Origin of the sequence: Aeromonas sp. PS2Canimalfood6 (assembly GCF_048276795.1) — a bacterium.
Lineage (GTDB): Bacteria > Pseudomonadota > Gammaproteobacteria > Enterobacterales > Aeromonadaceae > Aeromonas > Aeromonas caviae.
Genome location: NZ_JBLUXC010000012.1, coordinates 14,953 through 35,870, shown reverse-complemented (window position 1 = coordinate 35,870; position 20,918 = coordinate 14,953). Strand labels below are relative to the sequence as shown.

20 protein-coding genes are annotated in these 20,918 nt (G+C 59.3%); 15 read left to right on the top strand and 5 right to left on the bottom strand.

What is annotated here, in order from left to right:
- Positions 1-52 precede the first annotated feature (52 nt).
- A complete protein-coding gene (locus tag ACNPAA_RS07385) occupies positions 53-2,161 on the bottom strand; it encodes a TonB-dependent siderophore receptor (protein WP_029313364.1) in 2,109 nt (702 codons plus the stop codon).
- A gap of 371 nt (positions 2,162-2,532) precedes the next feature.
- Here ACNPAA_RS07385 and mioC point away from each other — a divergent pair, with 371 nt between their 5' ends.
- The 15 genes from mioC (at position 2,533) to glmU (ending at position 16,312) form a co-directional block, all read left to right on the top strand.
- On the top strand, positions 2,533-2,982 hold the full coding sequence (mioC, locus tag ACNPAA_RS07380; protein ID WP_039040628.1) for an FMN-binding protein MioC: 450 nt from the start codon (positions 2,533-2,535) through the stop codon (positions 2,980-2,982).
- A gap of 508 nt (positions 2,983-3,490) precedes the next feature.
- A complete protein-coding gene (gene mnmG / locus ACNPAA_RS07375) occupies positions 3,491-5,380 on the top strand; it encodes a tRNA uridine-5-carboxymethylaminomethyl(34) synthesis enzyme MnmG (RefSeq protein WP_010672271.1) in 1,890 nt (629 codons plus the stop codon).
- 20 nt (positions 5,381-5,400) lie between these two features.
- Positions 5,401-6,027 (top strand): 16S rRNA (guanine(527)-N(7))-methyltransferase RsmG, encoded by a 627-nt coding sequence (gene rsmG / locus ACNPAA_RS07370; protein ID WP_010672270.1) that lies wholly within the window; start codon positions 5,401-5,403, stop codon positions 6,025-6,027.
- Between the two features lie 27 nt (positions 6,028-6,054).
- Positions 6,055-6,858 carry a ParA family protein gene (locus ACNPAA_RS07365; protein WP_029313362.1) on the top strand — a complete coding sequence of 268 codons (804 nt, stop codon included), beginning with the start codon at positions 6,055-6,057 and terminating at the stop codon, positions 6,856-6,858.
- Positions 6,855-7,763: a ParB/RepB/Spo0J family partition protein gene (locus tag ACNPAA_RS07360; protein ID WP_010672268.1), complete on the top strand. Its 909-nt coding sequence runs from the start codon at positions 6,855-6,857 to the stop codon at positions 7,761-7,763. The genes ACNPAA_RS07365 and ACNPAA_RS07360 overlap by 4 nt, the downstream gene beginning before the upstream one ends.
- A 190-nt stretch (positions 7,764-7,953) precedes the next feature.
- Complete coding sequence (locus ACNPAA_RS07355) at positions 7,954-8,364, top strand: ATP synthase subunit I (protein ID WP_010672267.1); 411 nt, start codon at positions 7,954-7,956, stop codon at positions 8,362-8,364.
- Positions 8,365-8,372: 8 nt separating this feature from the next.
- On the top strand, positions 8,373-9,155 hold the full coding sequence (atpB, locus tag ACNPAA_RS07350; protein ID WP_010672266.1) for a F0F1 ATP synthase subunit A: 783 nt from the start codon (positions 8,373-8,375) through the stop codon (positions 9,153-9,155).
- 58 nt (positions 9,156-9,213) lie between these two features.
- Entirely contained in the window at positions 9,214-9,453 is a 240-nt protein-coding gene (gene atpE / locus ACNPAA_RS07345; protein WP_010672265.1) for a F0F1 ATP synthase subunit C, read from the top strand.
- A 51-nt stretch (positions 9,454-9,504) separates the two neighbouring features.
- Complete coding sequence (atpF, locus tag ACNPAA_RS07340; RefSeq protein WP_010672264.1) at positions 9,505-9,975, top strand: F0F1 ATP synthase subunit B; 471 nt, start codon at positions 9,505-9,507, stop codon at positions 9,973-9,975.
- A 13-nt stretch (positions 9,976-9,988) separates the two neighbouring features.
- On the top strand, positions 9,989-10,522 hold the full coding sequence (gene atpH, locus ACNPAA_RS07335) for a F0F1 ATP synthase subunit delta (protein ID WP_010672263.1): 534 nt from the start codon (positions 9,989-9,991) through the stop codon (positions 10,520-10,522).
- Positions 10,523-10,537: 15 nt separating this feature from the next.
- A complete protein-coding gene (gene atpA / locus ACNPAA_RS07330; RefSeq protein WP_010672262.1) occupies positions 10,538-12,079 on the top strand; it encodes a F0F1 ATP synthase subunit alpha in 1,542 nt (513 codons plus the stop codon).
- A gap of 42 nt (positions 12,080-12,121) precedes the next feature.
- Positions 12,122-12,988 (top strand): F0F1 ATP synthase subunit gamma, encoded by an 867-nt coding sequence (atpG, locus tag ACNPAA_RS07325; protein ID WP_010672261.1) that lies wholly within the window; start codon positions 12,122-12,124, stop codon positions 12,986-12,988.
- Positions 12,989-13,021: 33 nt separating this feature from the next.
- Positions 13,022-14,410, top strand: coding sequence for a F0F1 ATP synthase subunit beta (gene atpD, locus ACNPAA_RS07320; RefSeq protein WP_010672260.1), 1,389 nt, complete (start codon positions 13,022-13,024; stop codon positions 14,408-14,410).
- An 18-nt stretch (positions 14,411-14,428) separates the two neighbouring features.
- On the top strand, positions 14,429-14,857 hold the full coding sequence (locus ACNPAA_RS07315; protein WP_010672259.1) for a F0F1 ATP synthase subunit epsilon: 429 nt from the start codon (positions 14,429-14,431) through the stop codon (positions 14,855-14,857).
- Positions 14,858-14,950: 93 nt separating this feature from the next.
- On the top strand, positions 14,951-16,312 hold the full coding sequence (gene glmU / locus ACNPAA_RS07310) for a bifunctional UDP-N-acetylglucosamine diphosphorylase/glucosamine-1-phosphate N-acetyltransferase GlmU (protein WP_417891669.1): 1,362 nt from the start codon (positions 14,951-14,953) through the stop codon (positions 16,310-16,312).
- 70 nt (positions 16,313-16,382) lie between these two features.
- Here the strand turns inward: glmU and creD are convergent, their stop codons facing one another.
- The 4 genes from creD to blrA form a co-directional block, all read right to left on the bottom strand.
- Complete coding sequence (gene creD / locus ACNPAA_RS07305) at positions 16,383-17,756, bottom strand: cell envelope integrity protein CreD (RefSeq protein WP_113978276.1); 1,374 nt, start codon at positions 17,754-17,756, stop codon at positions 16,383-16,385.
- 121 nt (positions 17,757-17,877) lie between these two features.
- On the bottom strand, positions 17,878-18,672 hold the full coding sequence (locus ACNPAA_RS07300; protein ID WP_052815145.1) for a class D beta-lactamase OXA-1159: 795 nt from the start codon (positions 18,670-18,672) through the stop codon (positions 17,878-17,880).
- 99 nt (positions 18,673-18,771) lie between these two features.
- Entirely contained in the window at positions 18,772-20,193 is a 1,422-nt protein-coding gene (blrB, locus tag ACNPAA_RS07295; RefSeq protein ID WP_052815144.1) for a beta-lactam sensor histidine kinase BlrB, read from the bottom strand.
- A 34-nt stretch (positions 20,194-20,227) separates the two neighbouring features.
- The gene (blrA, locus tag ACNPAA_RS07290) at positions 20,228-20,902 is read right to left on the bottom strand and encodes a beta-lactam response regulator transcription factor BlrA (protein ID WP_323937533.1); all 675 of its coding nucleotides are present in this window, start codon (positions 20,900-20,902) and stop codon (positions 20,228-20,230) included.
- Positions 20,903-20,918: the final 16 nt, after the last annotated feature.

Here is a 20,918-nt window from a genome sequence, read left to right as displayed (position 1 = left end):
TGTAGATGAATGGAAGGAGGGCGGGAGCCTTCGCCCCCGCCCGGCCTGTCGCTTACCAGCGGTAGTTGACGGTGCCGACTATGCTGCGCGGCTCGCCGTAGTAGCAGTAGTAGTCGCAGCTCGCCACATAGGTGTCGTTCAGCAGGTTGTTGACGTTGATCTGGGCACGCCAGTTCTTGGCAAAGTCATACCCGATCATCGCATCCCATACAGTGTGTGCCGGTACCTGGGCGGAACCATAGATGGGAGTGTAGTCCGCATTCACCGCGCCGATGCCGACGCTGGAACCCACATAGCGCACGCCGGAACCCAGCTCAAGACCGGATACCGGGCCCTGCTGCACCTTGTAGTTGCCCCAGAAGGAGGCCTGGTGGCGCGGGATCAGGCTCGCACGACGATCGCCGTTGCCGGTGTCGTTGGTCTTGGCATCGGTATAGGTATAGGCAGCGGTCAGGCGCAACGCCTCGGTGGCCTGCACGCTCCCTTCCAGCTCGACCCCCTGAGAGGTCACTTCACCGGCCTGGGTCTGCTGACCGGAGCCGGTAGAGACCAGGGAGTTGGTCTGCTCCAGATCGAACAGCGCCAGGTTGATGTAGCCATCGAGGAAGCTGGGTGCGTACTTGACCCCGGTCTCGTAGAGCTTGCCTTCCAGCGGCTTGTAGGAATTGCCGGTGTTGGGGTCTATCCCCGGCAGCACTTCGAAAGATTCCGCATAGGCGAAGTAAGGGGAGAGACCGTTGTCGGCCAGGTACATCAGGCTGCCGGAGAGAGAGAGGTTGTCGTCGTACTGTTTCTCGTTCTTGCTCTTGGCTTCGCTGATGTTGTGGGTTTCCACGTAGTCGAAACGACCGCCCGCGGTCAGCAGCCAGCGATCATCCCAGCGGATCTGGTGCTGGGCATAGAGGCCGCTCTGGCCCTTGGTGCTCTTCTGGTGGGTCGCGGTGGATTCATCAAAACCGGGGAAACCGCTGTAATCCGGGTTCATGGTGTTGATGGCGCCCATGCCATAGTTGTCGGCTTCCTGGCCTTCATTCACATGGCGCTGCAGATCCACCCCCAGCAGCAGGGTCTGCTCCGTGCTGTCGGTGTTCCAGTAGCCCACCATCTGATTGTCCATGGTGGCGCTCTTGGTATCCCCATCCCGGTAGACCAGGCCGCGGTAGGCGGTGGTGCCTTCATAGGTCGGGAAGATGTAGGTCTGGCGCAGCAGCAGATCGTTGTAGTTGAAGCGAACGTTCTGCTTGAACTCCCAGGTCTGGTTGAGCTGGTGGGCCAGCTCGTACCCGGCGGAGATCTGGGTATTGCGATTGCGATCGTAATCCGGCTGGCTCAGGTTGGTGGAGGGATCGATCTGGCCTCCGGAGGTATTCAGGGTGCCGTAAACCGGGAAGAAGCCGTTGGTCGGCACCCCTTCATCGTGCTTGAAGCTGGAAAGCAGCGTCAGCGTGGTGCGATCCGAAATATCCAGGGTCACGCTCGGCGCCAGATAGGCACGCTCGTTGTAGGTGCCGTCCAGCACGCCGTCCCGCTCGTTGTAGAGGGCCACCAGACGATACCGGCTGTTGTCGGTAAGGGTGTCGGAGACATCCACCCCGACCTGGCGCAGATCCCGGTTGCCCAGTTGCAGGTTCACCAGTCCCTGCGGGGTCGCGGTCGGACGCTTGCTGATGGCGTTGATGACGCCTCCGGGAGGGGCTTCGCCATACAGAATGGAGGCCGGGCCTTTGAGCACTTCCACGCTCTCAAGGCCGAAAGGCTCCGGGGTCCAGACATAGTAACCGGTGCTGAACAGGCGGTTGCCATCCAGGTAAGAAGCCGCATCGAAGCCGCGCACCTTGAACCAGTCAGCATCCGTGTCCGAACCATAGGATTGGGACAGGACGCCGGAGCGATAGCGCAGGGACTCGTCTAGCTTGAGTACGGCGTGCTGGTCCAGCTCTTCGCGATTGACCACGGAAACGGCACGGGGGGTCTCTGCCATGGGGACCTCGACCTTCATGGCGGTCCCGGTCACGACCATGGTTTCACCCGCCTTGGGCAACTCTTTATCCGCCTGTTCCGCCGCCAACACGGGCAGGGACGCCAGCAGACAGGAGAGCGGCAGCAGTTGTGCGCCTCTCTTTCGCATCACGGCATTCGGGGTATTTTTTTGCGCAATCATATAAGTGTCTCAAATATCAATAAGTTATGTTTGATTTCTTATTATGGGTGCCCAATTGGACCGGTCAGCCCGGCGCCTCAGGCGAATAAAGCAGCGCCATGCTACTACAGGTGCCGTGATCGAATCGATTCAATAATTGCTAATCATTTGCATCTGCATTGTTAATTGATGTTTTGAAGTGTCGTTTGACAACGAAAGGTGCGATGAGGTCGCAACAGGCGGAAAGAAGGCGGCACAGTGGCCACGAGGCCGGTTTTGGCTGCAACAAAGTGGACAGGATCCTTATCCCCAAGCTTTATCCATATTTATCCACATGCTTTGGCGGTAAGATCCCCCCTCTTCACTTTTTCGATGACAGCAGGATCCATTCCATGGCCAAACTCAACCTCGTCGTCGGCTCCATGCTGGGGGCCTCCGAATATGTCGCAGATCATGTGGTCGGCCTCCTTGAACAGGCGGGCCACCAGGCGGAGATCCACAACCCCGCCAGCCTGGCCAGGATCCTGACCGAGCCAGAAGCCATCGTGCTGGTGGTCACTTCCACCCATGGTGCGGGGGATGTACCCGACAATCTGCAGCCCTTTGCCCGGGATCTTGCCGAACAGCAGCCGGATCTCGCCGCCTTCAAGTACGGAGTGATCGCCCTGGGGGATCGCAGTTATGACACCTTCTGCCAGGGCGGCAAGACGCTGGATCGGCTGCTGGCCGGGTGCGGTGCCAGCCGACTGGGGGATCTCCTGGAAATAGACGTGACCCAGCACGAGATCCCCGAAGATGCCGCAGAAACCTGGATCCACGACTGGATGACCTTGATCGGCTGATCAGGGCCAGGGAGATCCGGTCACGACCTCCGATCTCCCTGGTTATCCCCAGATCCCTATCCACCAGGTTATTAACAGGGGGATCCGGATAAGTTTTTCCCGAGAACTCCCCACATGATCTCGGATAATTGTGTATAACTTCGGTACCAAGCTCTGCAAAACCTATAGTTATTCATGTATTAGATCTTGCCGACCATGTGTCTGTGTATAAAAACCCATGTTATCCCCCCGTTCGCCCCCTCTGGATCCAAGCTTTTCCACAAGCAGCGATCGACCTTAACCGAATGATCTTTATGATCAAAAATGCCTTATCAACAGAAGTCGCGGATCCTAATAAAAGATCCAATAAAAGATCGATCTAAAGATCCTTAAGATCTATTTAACTGATCCCTGATCCATACTGATCCTGAAGTAGACGTTCCCCTCCGGATGCTAAACAGATAGAATGATCCGCCCTTCAGACCAGGCAAACAAAGATCTTCAGGCGTGCAGATCAAGGTGATCCCCAATGCAATACCATGAACAATTTGATGTGATCGTCGTCGGTGGCGGTCATGCAGGAACCGAAGCAGCAACAGCGGCAGCCCGCATGGGTCTCAATACCCTGTTGCTCACCCACAACATAGATACGCTGGGGCATATGTCCTGCAATCCGGCGATCGGCGGGATCGGCAAGGGACACCTGGTCAAGGAAGTCGACGCCCTTGGCGGGATCATGGCGCAGGCCATCGATCTCGGCGGGATCCAGTTCCGCACGCTCAACTCTTCCAAGGGCCCTGCGGTGCGGGCTACTCGTGCCCAGGCGGATCGCCTGCTGTACAAGGCTGTGGTGCGTCAGACCCTGGAGAACTACCCGAACCTGAAGATCTTCCAGCAGGCCTGCGACGATCTGGTCATGGACGGGGATCGCGTCGCCGGGGTCGTTACCCAGAGCGGGATCCGCATCAGCGGCAAGACGGTCGTACTGACCGTTGGCACCTTCCTCAATGGTCTGATCCACATCGGCATGGAGAACTACAAAGGGGGCCGCGCCGGGGATCCTCCCTCAATTGCCCTCGCCCAGCGCCTGCGTGAAATGCCGCTGCGCATCGATCGCCTCAAAACGGGCACGCCACCACGCATCGATGCACGCACCGTCGATTTTTCCGTGATGCAGCAGCAACATGGTGACGATCCTCGCCCGGTCTTCTCCTTCATTGGCAACGCCAGCCAACATCCGCGCCAGATGCCTTGCTACGTGACCCATACCAATGAGCAGACCCACGAGGTGATCCGCAACAACCTGGATCGCAGCCCCATGTACGCCGGGGTGATCGAGGGGATAGGCCCGCGCTACTGCCCGTCGATCGAGGACAAGATCACCCGCTTTGCCGACAAGACGGCGCACCAGATCTTTGTGGAACCGGAAGGCCTGACCACCCACGAGCTCTACCCGAACGGGATCTCCACCAGCCTGCCGTTCGACGTGCAGGTGCAGATCGTCCGGTCGATCCGTGGCTTCGAGAATGCCCATATCACCCGCCCTGGCTACGCCATCGAGTACGATTTCTTCGATCCGCGGGATCTCAAGGCCAATATGGAGAGCAAGTGCATCGAGAACCTCTTCTTCGCCGGCCAGATCAACGGCACCACCGGCTATGAAGAGGCCGCTGCCCAGGGCTTGATGGCCGGTCTGAACGCGGGCTTGCGCGCCCAGGGCAAGGAAGCCTGGCACCCACGCCGGGATCAGGCCTACATGGGCGTGATGATGGACGATCTCTCCACACTGGGGACCCGCGAACCCTATCGCATGTTCACCAGCCGTGCCGAATATCGCCTGCTGCTGCGGGAAGACAACGCGGATCTGCGCCTGACCGCCATCGGCCGCGAGCTGGGTCTGGTGGATGATCATCGCTGGAGCCTGTTCAATGCCAAGGTGGAACAGGTGGAGCAGGAACGTCAGCGCATGCGCTCGACCTGGATCCACCCGCAGCATCCGTCTCTGGAGGCCGTCAACGCCCTGGTCAACACTCCCCTGACCCGGGAGCAGAGCCTGGAAGAGCTGCTGCGCCGTCCGGAAGTGACCTACGATGCCCTGATGGCCATCGAGGGTGTGGGGCCTGCATTGACCGATGCGGCTGCCGCGGATCAGGTGGAGATCCAGATCAAGTACGCCGGTTATATCGAGCGTCAGCACGACGAGGTGGAGAAACAGCTGCGCAACGAAAACACCCTGCTGCCGCTGGATATGAACTACCGCGACGTGAACGGTCTTTCCAACGAGGTGATCGCCAAGCTCAACGATGCCAAGCCAGAGACCATTGGTCAGGCGTCCCGCATCTCCGGCATCACCCCTGCCGCCATCTCCATCTTGCTGGTGCACCTGAAGAAACACGGCCTGCTGCGTAAAACCGCCTGAGGAATTCCCCGTTGGACAACATGCTGCAAAGATTGAACGGCCTGCTCATGCAGGCCGGAATTGTTATCACCGAAACCCAGAAGACCCAGTTGGTGCAGTTGGTCGAGTTGCTGCACAAGTGGAACAAGGCTTACAATCTCACCTCGGTGCGAGATCCGGACGCCATGCTGGTCAAGCATATCCTCGACAGCCTGGTGGTGAGCCCTCACCTGCACGGTGAACGCTTCATCGATGTGGGGACCGGCCCGGGTCTGCCCGGACTGCCGCTGGCCATCATCAATCCGGACAAACAGTTCGTGCTGCTCGACAGCCTGGGCAAGCGGATCAACTTCATCCGCCAGGTGATCCTGGAACTGGGGTTGACCAATGTGACCCCTGTCAAATCCCGAGTGGAGGAGTATCAACCCGAGACCGGATTTGATGGTGTACTGAGCCGGGCTTTCGCCTCCCTGGAGGACATGCTGAGCTGGTGTCATCATCTGCCGTCACCCGAGGGCAGCTTCCTGGCGCTCAAGGGACAATACCCCGAGCAGGAGCTGGCACAGTTGCCTGACAGCATTCGTCTGGTTGCCACCCACAAGCTGGTGGTGCCGGAACTGGAAGGCGAACGCCATCTGCTGGAGTTTAAAGCCATCCAGCCCGAATAGGGCCGCCGCATTCATTTAGGGGACAGTGTGGGAAAAGTCATTGCCATAGCCAACCAGAAGGGTGGAGTGGGTAAAACCACCACCTGTGTGAATCTGGCCGCCTCCATGGCCGCTACCCGGCGCAAGGTGCTGGTGATCGATCTGGATCCGCAGGGCAATGCCACCATGGGCAGTGGCGTCGACAAGTACGATGTCGAACGCACTGCCTATGAACTGCTGATCGAAGATGCCCCCATCGGCGAGGTGATCATCCCCGAAACCTCGGGAGGCTATCACCTGATTGCCGCCAATGCCGACGTGACCGCGGCAGAAATCCGCCTGATGGAGTTTTTTGCCCGCGAGATCCGCCTGCGCAACGCCCTGGCCTCGGTCAGGGACAAGTACGACTACGTCTTCATCGACTGCCCGCCTTCTCTCAACATGCTGACGGTGAACGCCATGGCCGCCGCCGACTCCGTGCTGGTGCCCATGCAGTGCGAATACTATGCGCTGGAAGGGCTGACCGCCCTGGTGGACACCATCAGCAAGCTGGCAGCCGTGGTCAATCCGGAGCTCAAGATCGAAGGGGTGCTGCGCACCATGTTCGATCATCGCAACCGGCTGGCCAATGATGTGTCCGATCAGCTGAAACAGCATTTCGGGGATAAGGTCTATCGCACCATCATTCCCCGCAACGTAAGACTGGCGGAGGCGCCGAGCTTTGGCGCGCCAGCCATGCACTATGACAAATCATCGGTGGGGGCCAAGGCCTATCTGGCCCTGGCTGGCGAGATCCTGCGCCGCCAGGAACAGGAGTCCCAGCCGCTCACCGCAGATCGAGAGAGCATATGACGCCGAAGAAACGTGGGCTGGGCAAGGGGCTGGACGCCCTGCTCAGCACCAGCACGGCCGCCCGCCAGAAACAGGTGATGAGCGACCAGCGCACCGAACAGGCCATGGCCCCGACCAATCAGGGGGAATTGCGCAAGCTGCCGGTGGAGTGGTTGCAGTCCGGCAAATACCAACCGCGCAAGGATATGTCCCAGGATGCGCTGGAGGAGCTGGCCAACTCCATCCGTGCACAAGGGGTGATCCAGCCCATCGTGGTTCGCTCCATCGGTGAAAACCGTTTCGAAATCATTGCTGGTGAACGCCGCTGGCGCGCCTCCCAGCTGGCCCGTCTCGAAGTGGTGCCCTGCCTGGTCAAGGATGTCGCCGACGAGGCGGCCGTCGCCATCGCACTCATCGAGAACATCCAGCGTGAAGATCTCAACGCCATCGAGGAGGCCGTCGCCCTCCAGCGCCTGCTGACGGAGTTCGAACTGACTCACCAGCAGGTTGCCGAGGCGGTAGGCAAGTCCCGCACCACGGTCACGAACCTGCTGCGTCTCAACCAGCTCAACGAGGACGTGAAGCGCTTCGTGGAACACGGCGACCTCGACATGGGGCATGCCCGTGCCCTGCTGGCCCTGAGCGGTCAGGCCCAGTCAGAGCTGGCCAAACTGGTGGCCCAGAAGGGGCTGACAGTGCGAGATACCGAGAAGCTGGTGCAAAAAGCACTGGAACCGGCAAAAACCAGGGTTGAACCCGTCCGCGATCCGCAGTTTGGTTATCTCGAGCGCCAGATTTCTGAAAAAATTGGCAATCAGGTGCAACTTCAGCCGGGCAAGAAAGATAGCGGCAAGTTAGTAATAAGTTACGATAACTTGGCAGATTTGGACCGGGTATTGGGCTATTTTGGCCTGTCAGAATCGTGATTTTTACGCTTTTTGTAGTAATAAAACATCCATTACTTTCGATATGAACATAACCTTAATTTCGCGCGGAAAGCCGCAAAAATTAAGGATTTTTGCCATGTTGCAATAGCCGTCTTCACGGGTATAATTTGACCGGCTTTTCGAGCTGTGAACCTGGGGTCTTCGGATCCCGATTTTTTACAGTTCTGTAATGTTCAGGGGTAGGTTGGTGAAGCAGAAAATAGCCTTGGAAGGTTTGACGCTGGCCTTGGCTATGCTCGTTTGTCAGCTGGTCCTGATCCTGGCGATCGCCACCGTCTGGTTTTATCAGGCGGGAGAGTTCGCCGGACAATCCTCTCTCTACGGAGGGGGGATGTACTGGGTTCCTCAAGCCCTGTTCACGCTCTGGGTTCTGCGCCGCAAGGTGACGAAAGAGAGCGTAGGCCTGGTTTTGCGGGACTTTTATGGTGGGGCAGGGATTAAGCTCATTACTACAACAGGACTTTTCGCCCTGCTGTTTGGCGCCGGGATTGAGGTCGACACCGCCTCGTTCTTCGCCACTTATATCCTCGCCCTCGTTGTACAGTGGATAGTTTCATTCACGCTTAACAACCACTATTAGGAAAACTCATGTCTGCAACCGGAGAAGTCCTGACTCCTCAGGGATATATCTCCCACCACCTGACCCACCTGCAGGTAGGGTCCGGGTTCTGGACGGTGAATATCGATTCCATGATATTTTCCGTCGTGCTAGGCGCCCTGTTTATCTGGTTGTTCCGCAAGGTTGCCGTCAAGGCCACCAGCGGTGTGCCCGGTAAGCTGCAGTGCTTTGTGGAGATGCTGGTCGAGTTTGTGAATGGTAACGTCAAGGACATCTTTCATGGTCGCAACAAGGTCATCGCACCTTTGGCCCTGACGGTGTTCGTGTGGATCTTCCTGATGAACTTCATGGACCTGATCCCCGTTGACTTTATCCCTCACGCTGCACAGTTGATGGGTGTTCCCTATCTGCGTGTGGTTCCCTCTGCTGACGTTAACATCACCATGTCCATGGCTTTGGGCGTGTTCTTCTTGATCCTGTACTACAGCATCAAGGTCAAGGGTATCAGCGGGTTCGTGAAGGAGCTGACGCTTCAGCCTTTCAATCACCCTGCTGCCATCCCGGTTAACTTCATCCTTGAAACCGTCACGTTGATTTCCAAGCCTGTTTCATTGGGTCTGCGACTGTTCGGCAACATGTATGCTGGCGAACTGATCTTCATCCTGATTGCGGGTTTGTTACCCTGGTGGTCACAGTGGATCCTGTCCGTGCCTTGGGCAATCTTCCACATCCTGATCATCACTTTGCAGGCGTTTATCTTCATGGTTCTGACCATCGTCTATCTGTCGATGGCGCAGGAAGACCATGGTTGATGCAACTCAAATAATCCTTTTTATACAATCAATTACATCTAAATAAATGGAGATCCTCATGGAAAACTTGAACATGGACCTGCTGTACATCGCTGCTGCAATGATGATGGGTCTGGCGGCTATCGGCGCCTCCATCGGTATCGGTATCCTGGGTGGCAAGTTCCTGGAAGGTGCAGCTCGTCAACCTGACCTGATCCCTGTTCTGCGTACCCAGTTCTTCATCGTGATGGGTCTGGTGGATGCGATCCCGATGATCGCCGTTGGTCTGGGTCTGTATGTGATGTTTGCGGTTGCCTAAGTCATTACGACTCACGCAGAACCCATTAACTAACTAAAGAGGACATCGGCTGTGAATATCAACGCCACCCTCCTCGGCCAAGCAGTTGCTTTTTTCATCTTCGTAGTGTTTTGCATGAAGTACGTATGGCCGCCGCTGATGGCTGCCATCGAAGCCCGTCAGAAAGAAATCGCTGACGGCCTCTCTTCTGCAGAACGTGCCAAGAAAGATCTGGAGCTGGCCAAGGCCAACGCCACCGATCAGCTGAAAGAAGCCAAGCTTCAGGCTGCTGAAATCATCGATCAGGCCAACAAACGCAAGGCCCAGATCATTGATGAGGCCGCTGTCGGAGCCCAAGCTGAGCGGGAAAAAATCCTGGCTCAGGGCCGTGCAGAGATCGAAGCTGAACGTCATCGTGCCAAAGAAGAACTGCGCAAGCAGGTTGCTGCTCTTGCCATCGCGGGTGCAGAGAAGATCCTGGCACGCCAAATCGACCAGGCTGCCAACAGCGACATCGTCGACAAACTGGTAGCAGAACTGTAACGGGAACGGGGCTATGTCTGAACTGACTACAATCGCTCGCCCCTACGCCAAGGCTGCTTTCGAGTTTGCCGTTGAGCACAAGGCGGTTGACCAATGGCTGGAGATGCTCGATTTCGCCGCTCAGGTGGCAGAAAACGAGACCATGCACAGCCTGGTAAACGGCTCCGTTGCTGCCGAAGAACTGGCAAAGTTGTTTGTCGGTGTCTGCGGTGAGCAGCTCAACGAGCACGGTCAGAACCTGATCCGGGTGATGGCCGAGAATGGTCGCTTGGGTGTGCTGCCGGCGGTCGTTGCCGAATTCGTCGCGCTCAAGGCTGAACTGGACAAAGAAGTTCAGGCTGACGTGATTTCGGCGATCGAACTGACCGACCAGCAGAAAGCCAATATTCAGGCTTCTCTGGAACAACGTCTCGCGCGCAAAGTGAAGCTGAATTGCAGCACAGATGCGTCCTTGATGGCCGGGGTGCTCATCAAGGCCGGTGATCTCGTTATCGACGGCACGGTCCGCGGTAAGCTGGATCGCATGGCCGATGCGCTGCAATCTTGATTGGGGTATTAGAGCATGCAACTGAATTCCACTGAAATCGCCGAGCTGATCAAGCAGCGCATTGCGCAGTTTGATGTCAAAAGCGAAGCGCGTAACGAAGGTACCATCGTTTCTGTAAGCGACGGTATCATTCGTATCCACGGTCTGGCCGATGCCATGCAGGGTGAGATGATCGAGCTGCCGGGCAACCGCTTCGCTCTGGCATTGAACCTGGAGCGTGACTCCGTTGGTGCCGTAGTAATGGGTCCCTATGCTGATCTGGCCGAAGGGATGAAGGTAAAGGGTACCGGCCGCATTCTGGAAGTGCCGGTCGGTCGTGGTCTGTTGGGCCGGGTGGTCAACACCCTGGGTCAGCCGATCGACGGTAAGGGTCCGGTAGACAACGACGGCTTCTCGCCGATCGAAGTGATCGCCCCGGGCGTTATCGAGCGTAAGTCTGTTGACCAGCCAGTCCAGACCGGTCTGAAAGCCATCGATGCCATGATCCCTATCGGTCGTGGCCAGCGTGAGCTGATCATCGGTGACCGCCAGGTTGGTAAGACCGCCATCGCCATCGACACCATCATCAACCAGAAAGATTCCGGCATTAAGTGCGTCTACGTTGCGATCGGCCAGAAGGCCTCCACCATCGCCAACGTGGTGCGCAAGCTGGAAGAGCACGGTGCCCTGGCCAACACCATCGTGGTCGTGGCTTCTGCCTCCGAAGCGGCTGCTCTGCAGTACCTGGCTCCCTACGCCGGTTGCTCCATGGGCGAGTACTTCCGTGACCGCGGCGAAGACGCACTGATCATCTATGATGACCTGTCCAAGCAGGCCGTTGCCTATCGCCAGATCTCCCTGCTGCTGCGCCGTCCGCCTGGACGTGAAGCTTACCCGGGTGACGTCTTCTATCTGCACTCCCGTCTGCTGGAGCGTGCTGCTCGCGTCAACGCCGAGTACGTAGAGAAGTTCACCAATGGTGCCGTGAAAGGCCAGACCGGTTCCCTGACCGCCCTGCCGATCATCGAAACCCAGGCCGGTGACGTCTCCGCGTTCGTTCCGACCAACGTGATCTCCATCACCGATGGCCAGATCTTCCTGACCTCCCAGCTGTTCAACTCCGGTATTCGTCCGGCGGTTGACCCGGGTATCTCCGTATCCCGTGTGGGCGGTGCTGCTCAGACCAAGATCGTCAAGAAGCTGTCCGGTGGTATCCGTACCGCGCTGGCCCAGTACCGCGAACTGGCGGCATTTGCCCAGTTCTCTTCCGACCTGGACGATGCTACTCGCAAGCAGCTGGATCACGGTCAGAAAGTCACCGAGCTGATGAAGCAGAAGCAGTACTCTCCGATGAGCGTGGCCCAGCAATCCCTGGTGCTGTTCGCCGCCGAGAAGGGTTATCTCGCCGATGTCGAACTGAGCAAGATCGTCGACTTCGAAGCCGCTCTGCTCTCTTACGCCAATACCCAGCATGCCGAGCTGATGGCTGAAATCAATGCCAAGGCCGACTACAACGACGCGATCGTTGGCAAGCTGACTGCGTTGCTGGATGACTTCAAGGCAACCCAGACCTGGTAAGCGTGTGTGGCAGCGTAAGCTGCCACCTGATGGAGAGAAGAGATGGCCGGCGCAAAAGAGATACGTAACAAGATCGGGAGTGTGAAGAACACTCAGAAGATCACCAGCGCTATGGAAATGGTGGCAGCGAGCAAGATGCGCCGTGCGCAGGAACGCATGTCTGCCAGCCGTCCGTACGCTGAAACCATGCGCAAGGTGATCGGCCATATCGCTCAGGGGAACTTGGAATACAAGCACCCCTACCTCATCGAACGTGAGGTGAAGCGAGTGGGTTACATCGTCGTCTCCACCGACCGTGGCCTGTGTGGTGGTCTGAACATCAACCTGTTCAAGGCTGCCCTCAATGATATGAAGCAATGGAGCGCGAAAGGTGCCAAGGTTGACCTGGCATTGATCGGTAACAAGGCCTCCAACTTCTTTGAACGGCACGGCGCCAAGGTGAAAGCCCACGTCTCCGGACTGGGTGACAACCCGAGCGTCAATGACCTGATCGGTTCAGTGAAGGTCATGCTGAAGGCTTACGACAACGGTGAGATTGACAGGCTGTATCTGGTGTACAACAAGTTCGTCAACACCATGGTTCAGCAACCAAAAGTCGATCAACTGCTGCCTTTGCCCGTAACAGAAGACAGCAAGCTCGCCAAGAAGCACCACTGGGACTACCTCTATGAGCCGGATCCCAAGCAACTGCTGGATACCCTGCTGATTCGCTACGTCGAATCCCAGGTCTACCAGGGTGTGGTAGAAAACTTGGCAAGTGAACAGGCAGCCCGAATGGTTGCCATGCAAGCCGCGACTGACAACGCCGGCAACCTGATTAACGATCTGCAACTGGTATACAACAAGGCCCGTCAGGCCAGTATTACCCAGGAGCTCACAGAGATCGTTTCCGGTGCTGCTGCGGTGTAAGGCAAGGGTTATCAAAGGTTTAGAGGATTTGACATGAGTAACGGTTTCATCGTCCAAATCATCGGCGCTGTGGTGGACATCGAGTTCCCGCAGAATGCCGTGCCCCAGGTGTACGATGCACTGAAGGTTGTCAGCGAAGGCCAAGGCCAGGGTCTGGTACTGGAAGTTCAGCAACAGATCGGCGGCGGCGTCGTGCGTTGCATCACCATGGGTTCCTCCGACGGTCTGCGTCGTGGGTTGGAAGTAGTTAACAGCGGCAAGGCCATCCAGGTACCGGTCGGTACCTCGACCCTGGGCCGTATCATGAACGTACTGGGCGACCCCATCGACGAGAAGGGTCCGATCGGCGAAGAAGAGCGTTGGTCCATCCACCGCGAAGCCCCCAGCTACGAAGATCAGTCCAACAGCACCGAGCTGCTGGAGACCGGCATCAAGGTTATCGACCTGGTATGTCCGTTCGCCAAGGGTGGTAAGGTTGGTCTGTTCGGCGGCGCCGGTGTAGGCAAGACCGTCAACATGATGGAGCTGATCCGTAACATCGCGATCGAGCACAGCGGTTACTCCGTGTTCGCCGGTGTAGGTGAGCGTACCCGTGAGGGTAACGACTTCTACCACGAGATGATGGAGTCCAACGTACTGGACAAAGTATCTCTGGTTTACGGTCAGATGAACGAGCCGCCCGGAAACCGTCTGCGCGTGGCGCTGACCGGCCTGACCATGGCCGAGAAGTTCCGTGACGAAGGTCGTGACGTGCTGTTCTTCGTGGACAACATCTACCGTTACACCCTGGCCGGTACCGAAGTATCCGCACTGCTGGGCCGTATGCCCTCCGCAGTAGGTTACCAGCCGACCCTGGCCGAGGAGATGGGTGTTCTGCAAGAGCGCATCACCTCCACCAAGACCGGTTCCATCACCTCCGTCCAGGCCGTTTACGTGCCTGCGGATGACTTGACCGACCCGTCTCCGGCGACCACCTTCGCCCACCTGGATGCGACCGTCGTACTGTCCCGTCAGATCGCGGCTCTGGGTATCTACCCGGCCGTTGACCCGCTGGACTCCACCTCCCGTCAGCTGGATCCGCTGGTGGTTGGCAAGGAGCACTACGAGACCGCTCGTGGCGTTCAGACCGTACTGCAGCGCTACAAGGAGCTGAAGGACATCATCGCCATCCTGGGTATGGATGAACTGTCAGAAGAAGACAAACTGACCGTAGCCCGTGCCCGTAAGATCGAGCGTTTCCTGTCCCAGCCGTTCTTCGTGGCAGAAGTGTTTACCGGTTCTCCGGGCAAATACGTGCCGCTGAAGGAAACCATCCGTGGCTTCCAGGGCATCCTGAAGGGCGAGTATGACGATCTGCCGGAGCAGGCGTTCTACATGGTTGGCGGCATCGACGAAGTCGTCGAGAAGTCCAAGAAACTGTAAGCCTCGATAGGAGGGCCCATGGCTGAGATGATCTCCTTTCACCTGGATGTGGTGAGCGCCGAAGGAAAACTGTTTTCCGGTCGCGTGCAATCTGCCCAGGTATCAGGCTCCGAAGGTGAGCTGGGTCTCCGCCACGGTCATGCTCCGTTGCTGACTGCCATCAAGCCGGGCCTGGTCCGCTTGATCAAGCAAAATGGTAGCGAAGAGGTGCTGTACATCTCCGGCGGCATGCTGGAAGTACAACCCGAAGCCGTGACCGTGCTGGCCGATACCGCCATTCGCGCAGACGATCTGGATGAGGCGAAAGCCCAGGAAGCCAAACGTCGTGCCGAAGAGCGGATCAACAGCTCCCATGGTGATATCGACTATGCTCAGGCGTCTGCCGAGCTGGCCAAAGCGATGGCCCAGCTGCGGGTTATCGATATCGTCAAAAAGAATTACCGCTAATCACGGTGATGCAAAAAGCGACCTTCGGGTCGCTTTTTTTTTGCCCGTTGGATAGACTCCGCCCAGCATTTCCACCTGTTTCAAAGGCTAGCTATGTCTCTCAACGTCGTGATCCTGGCTGCGGGCAAAGGCACCCGCATGCGTTCCTCCCTGCCCAAGGTGCTGCACCCCGTGGCCAACAAGCCCATGGTCTCCCATGTGATCGAGACCGCTCGCCAGATTGGTGCCGAACAGTTGCACCTGGTCTATGGCCACGGTGCCGAGCTGCTCAAGGAGCGGATCGTCGCGGAAGATGTGAACTGGGTACTGCAGGCCCAGCAGCTGGGAACCGGCCACGCGGTGGCCCAGGCCATCCCGTTCTGGAACGACGAAGACGACGTGCTGGTGCTGTACGGCGATACCCCGCTGATCCAGCCGGAGACCCTGCAACGGCTGCTGGCCGCCAAGGCAAGCGATGGCATGGCGCTGCTGACCGTGGTGCTGGACAACCCGACCGGTTATGGCCGCATCGTGCGCAGCAATGGCCAGGTGGTCGGCATCGTCGAGCAGAAGGATGCCAATGCCGAGCAGCTGGCCATCCGTGAAGTGAACACCGGCGTGCTGGTGGCCAACGGTGGCCAGCTGCGCAGCTGGCTGTCGCGTCTGGACAACAAGAATGCCCAGGGCGAGTTCTACCTGACCGACGTCATCGCCATGGCCCATGGGGATGGCTGTGCCATCGCCGCCGTCCACCCGGACAGCGCCATGGAAGTGGAAGGGGCCAACAACCGGGTGCAGCTGGCGGCGCTCGAGCGCAGCTACCAGCAGATGCAGGCCGAGAAGCTGATGATCGCTGGCGCCACCCTGATCGATCCGGCCCGTTTCGATCTGCGGGGTTCCCTGGAAATCGGGGAGGAGGTGGTGATCGACGTCAACGTCATCATCGAAGGCAAGGTGGTGCTGGGCAATCACGTGCGCATCGGTGCCGGCAGCGTATTGAAGGATTGCGTGATCGGCGACCACTCCGAGGTGAAACCTTACTCCGTCATCGAAGGTGCGCAAATTGCTGACCAGTGCTCGGTCGGGCCCTTTACCCGCCTGCGCCCGGGTGCCGTGCTGGAGCAGGATGCCCATGTCGGCAACTTCGTCGAGATGAAGAAGGCCCGGCTGGGTGTGGGCTCGAAGTGCGGTCATCTGACCTATCTGGGCGATGCGGAGATCGGTGCCAAGGTGAACATCGGTGCCGGCACCATCACCTGCAATTACGACGGGGTGAACAAGTTCCAGACCATCATCGAGGACGATGTCTTCGTCGGCTCCGATACCCAGCTGGTGGCGCCGGTGAGGATCGGCAAGGGGGCGACCCTGGGGGCCGGCTCCACCATCACCAAGGATGTGGCGGAAAACGAGCTGGTGATCACCCGGGTGCCCCAGCGCCACATTCCGAACTGGCCCCGTCCGGTCAAGAAGAAGTGATGCCCGATCAATGAAATGCAAACCGGCGCCCGAGGGCGCCGGTTTTTTTGCTTATGGCTGATGGCTGGTGTTACAGGTCGATGGCTGGGGGGGCCGCCCATGCGGTGGCGGAGGGACTGCTCTCCATCACCTGATACCAGTCGAGCTTGCGAGTCAGCCCCATGACCAGCGCCAGGGTGGCGAACAGCAGCAGGGCACCGAGCAACAGGGCTGTCTCCTCGGCCTGCAGCAGCCCGAACAGAATGGCGTAGACCAGCCCCAGCAGGGCGGCGAATCCCATGCCCTGTTTCGGGCCGCCCAGCACATGGCTCAGGTAGAAGCCATTGAGGGCCACACTGGCCAGGGCGGCAATGAGATAGGCCCAGGTAAAGCCGAGATGCTCGGTCAGCGCCAGCAGCACCAGATAGAAGATGGCCAGCCCCATGCCCACCAGCGCGTACTGGATGGGGTGTACCCGCAGCCCCTTGAGCAGCTCGAACATGAAGAAGCTGATGAAGGTGAGGCCGATGAACAGCAGGGCATATTTGGCGGCCCGCTCGTTCAGCTGATAGTGATCCACCGGTTGCACCAGGCTGACGCTGAATGACGGCAGTTTGGTGCCCGCTCCCTTCATCATGCGGTTGAAGCGGCTCTCCATGTCGGTGGCGAACCAGCTGGTCTGCCAGCTTGCCTCGAACCCTTGATCCGCAAGGGTGCGTTCACCGGGCAGAAAGTCGCCGAGAAAATTGGGATGGGGCCAGTTGCCGCTCAGGTGAAACCGGCTGTCCTGTCCGAGCGGCACCACTTCCAGCGCGTTCATGCCCTGCAGATCCAGCTCGATGCGAAAGCGGCCATCTTCGTCTGGCAAGGCGTCGAGCGGGGCATGGATCCCCACTCGCCCGTCTCCCAGCTGGGCGCCAGGTGCAAACGGGATGCGTTGCTCCCCCCATTGCAGTTCGGGTACGCGGCTGATGCCCCGGGCATCGGAGAGGATCAGGCTGAGATAGGGTTTGCCCGGCGCCAGGGCGGGATCCGCCGGGTCGAAGCTCAGGTTCGGGTTGCCGGCCACCAGCCCCTTGTCAGCCAGGCTAGTGGGCATCAGGCCGGAGAGGGAGAGGCGACTGTGATAAATCTGGGCCTGATAGATACCGAGCTTGCGCGGGGTCACCTCCATGCTGGCCCGCACGTCCAGCCTCTTGGGCAGCAGGTAGCGATAGACCTGCTCCTTGCGCACGAAATGTTTGCCATCCTGCTCGACGGTGACTGTCCGGGTATAGGGCTGTACCAGTACGGGCCCCATCAGGCGCTGGGGCCCGCTGTGGCTGGCCATGATGCTGTGAATGGCCTGACTGCGATAGGCCTGGCGCTCCCGATTCAGCTCCATGATGGCGTGAACCGGGATCATCATCAGCAGGCAGAGCAACAGCAGCAGGGCGATCTTGTGGGTGAAAATCTGTTTGACCATGACACGTCTCCTTGTTGTTGAACGGGAGTGTGCCGGGGTCGCGTGAAGGGAGGATGGGGCAGTGTGAAGTAGTGGTGAAGGGGGATAAAAAAACCGGCGCAAGGCGCCGGTGTTGCTGGCATCAGAGTGTCTTCAACCGGGCCGGCAGGGCGGCGAACACCTCCTCCCTGGCCCTGAGGGAAGCGAACTGCTTGCCCGGCTTCTGGATAACGGTGTGGACGAAGATGAGCGTCTTGTCCTGTTTGCTGGCCCAGCCGACGAACCAGCCGATCTGCTGCTCCCTGTCCAGGCTGCCATCCAGCAGCTTGGGGTAACCCATGCCGGTCTTGCCGTGGATCTGCCAACCGTCGATGTCGGGCTGACGCATCAGGTTGGCGGTATGGCGCAGGGTCTTGGCGGAGACCGGCAGCTTGCCGCTCACCATCTTGCCAAGGAAGCGGGCTTGCTCCTGGGGGCTGATGGCGAGGCTGGCGCTGAGCCAGGCCTGGGTCAGACCGTCGTGCTTGCCCTGGTTGCCTTCGAGATCCCGGTTGCCGTAGTCGAAGCTGTCCACGTAGTGCTGGAAGCGAGCCTCTCCCAGCCACTCGGTGAGGCGCTGCGAGTACCAGATGACCGAGAATTGCATCCAGCTGCTCGGGGTGGTGGTCTGTTTCCACTCCGGCAGGAAATCAGGATCACCGGCCTTGAACGGCAGGGCCGGCAGTTGTTCATCCACCAGGAAGCCGCTGTCATAGCCCATCAGTGCCAGCGGGATCTTGAAGGTGGAGGCCGGGGTCAACTGGGCGGCACAGTCCCCCTGGGTGCTGACGGGTTTGCCGGTTCCATCGGCAAACAGCATGCAGCCAGAAGCGGCGCTGGCAGGCAGTGCACAGAAGAGGCCGGCGGCAAGCAGACCGGACAACAGCATACGGGGCATATCTATCTCCTTGATTAATATGAATGCGCATCGACGGGGACGGTCGTCATCGAGGAGGTGCAGCTTAGCCCGGCTCTGTGTGCTTGGTGTGAAGTGTCCTCAGTTGCCGGGCAGCCAGAGTGTGGCCAGCACCCCCCCGTCCGGCTGATTGGCAAGAGCAAGATGGCCGCCGTGCTGGCGTGCCACCTCCATGGCAAAACTGAGCCCGAGGCCGCTGCTTTTTCCCTTGTCTGGCCTTGGCAGGGAGTAGAAACGCTCGAAAATCCTGGGCAGCGCAAAGTCGGGAATGCCTGGCCCCTGATCCCGCACCCGGAAGCAATAACCCCCCTCCACCATGGCGCCGCTCAGCACCAGGGTACTGCCGATGGGGGCGAAATCGAGGGCGTTGTCCAGCAGGTTGCCAAGGGCCTGCTCCACCAGCAGGGGATCCCACTTCTGCTTCTGACCTTCCCCCAGCTCGGCGTGCAGGGCGATCTGGCGGCGCTGGGCCTGGATCTGGCGGGCGTCGAGCACCCGTCTGCCCAGCCGGGCCGGCTCAACGGATTGTCTGTCCAGCCCCTGCCCTGATTCGAGGCGGGCGAGTTGCAGCATGCGCTCGATCAGTTGTTGCATGCGGGCCGTCTCCAGATTGATGTTGCCGATAAAGCGCTTTGCGATGTCCGGCGGCGGCGCCTCGGCCAGGATCTCCCCCGCCCCGCGAATGGCCGCCAGCGGGCTTTTGAGCTCGTGGGTCAGGCTGTGGACATAGGCCTCGATATAGGCCTTGCCGTCCAGTTGGCGGCGCATGGTTTCCAGGGAGTGGCCTAGCCTGTCCAGTTCGGGGCTGTAGAGGCGCGGCAGGCTGGCGGGCTGACCCTGGCTGATTGCATCCGCATAGTGCACCAGCTTGCCGATGGCGCGGTTGAGCCACCACACCAGCAGGGCGCCGATGAGCAGGGAGATGCACAGCAGCAGAGCCGCCCCCTGCAGCAACTGGTGCTCGCTGCGCTCTATCATGGGCAGCAGGGTGCGGTTGGGCTTGGCGACGGTGAGGGAACCCAGGATGTCGTCCCCTTCCCGTAGCGGGGCGGCGACGTGCATCACCGAGCTGGCGGGATCGTCAGGATCGCTGCGGGTGCTGCGGGCGCCGTATTCGCCGCGCAGGGTCAGGTAGACGTCGTTCCAGCGAGAGTAGTCCTTGCCCAGATCCACCCCGTCCGAGTCGTAGACCACCTTGCCCCAGCGGTCGACCACATAGATGCGGTACTCCGCCTGCTGCTTGAGGTGGCCGTCGATGAGGGCGTTGATGGGGTTCTGGTTGAGGCGGGCGAAGGCGCTGGCGAGCCGGCCATTCGCCATCTTCCCTTCCTGCATGTCGTCCAGGGCCAGGGGGGCCAGCATCTGGGCCATGTCCACCAGGGTGTCTTCGGTGGCGCTGCGCACCCCGGGCTTGATCTCCTCGACGAAGATCTCCAGCACGAACCAGGCGGCCAGCGCAAAGATCAGCACCAGCCCGCACAGCAGTTGCAGTCCGATCCTCATGTCAGCCTCCGGCAGGTGCCCGGCAGCTAGGCGTTCATGCCAGCTCCAGGCTGTAGCCCAGCCCGCGGTGGGTCAGGATCAGGTTGGCTTCCGGGTCCCGTTCCCTCAGCTTGGCCCGCAGGGTCTTGATGTGGGTGTCGACGGTGCGATCCAGACTCTCTTCCGCATCCTGCCACACCAGATCCATCAGCTGCTGGCGGGAGTAGACCCGACCCGGCGCCTGCATCAGGGTCTTGAGCAGCAGGTACTCATAGCGGGTGAGCGTCAGGGGCTGGCCCAGGAAGCAGATTCGTGCCCGCTCCTCGTCCAGGGCGAGTGGCTGTATCGGCTGGTAGGGGGCGGGCTGGCTGCGGCGCAGGATGACCCGCACCCGGGCGCATACCTCACGGGGTGAGAAGGGTTTGGCCACATAGTCGTCTGCCCCTATCTCCAGCCCGATCAGCCTGTCTATCTCCTCGCTGCGGGCGGTGAGAAACATCAGGGGAATATCGGTCAGTGCCCGCACCCGCTTGCACAGTTCGAAACCGCTGATGTCCGGCAGCCCCACATCCAGGATCAAAAAATCCGGTCGCGTCTGTTCCAGTCGCGCCAGCAACGGCTGACCGAGGGGAAACCACTCCACCTCGAAACCATCGGTCTGCAGGGCATAGATCAGGGTATCGGCAATGCTGGCTTCATCTTCCACCAGCCAGATGAGTCGTTTTTGCATGGCGTCCTCGTCGCAA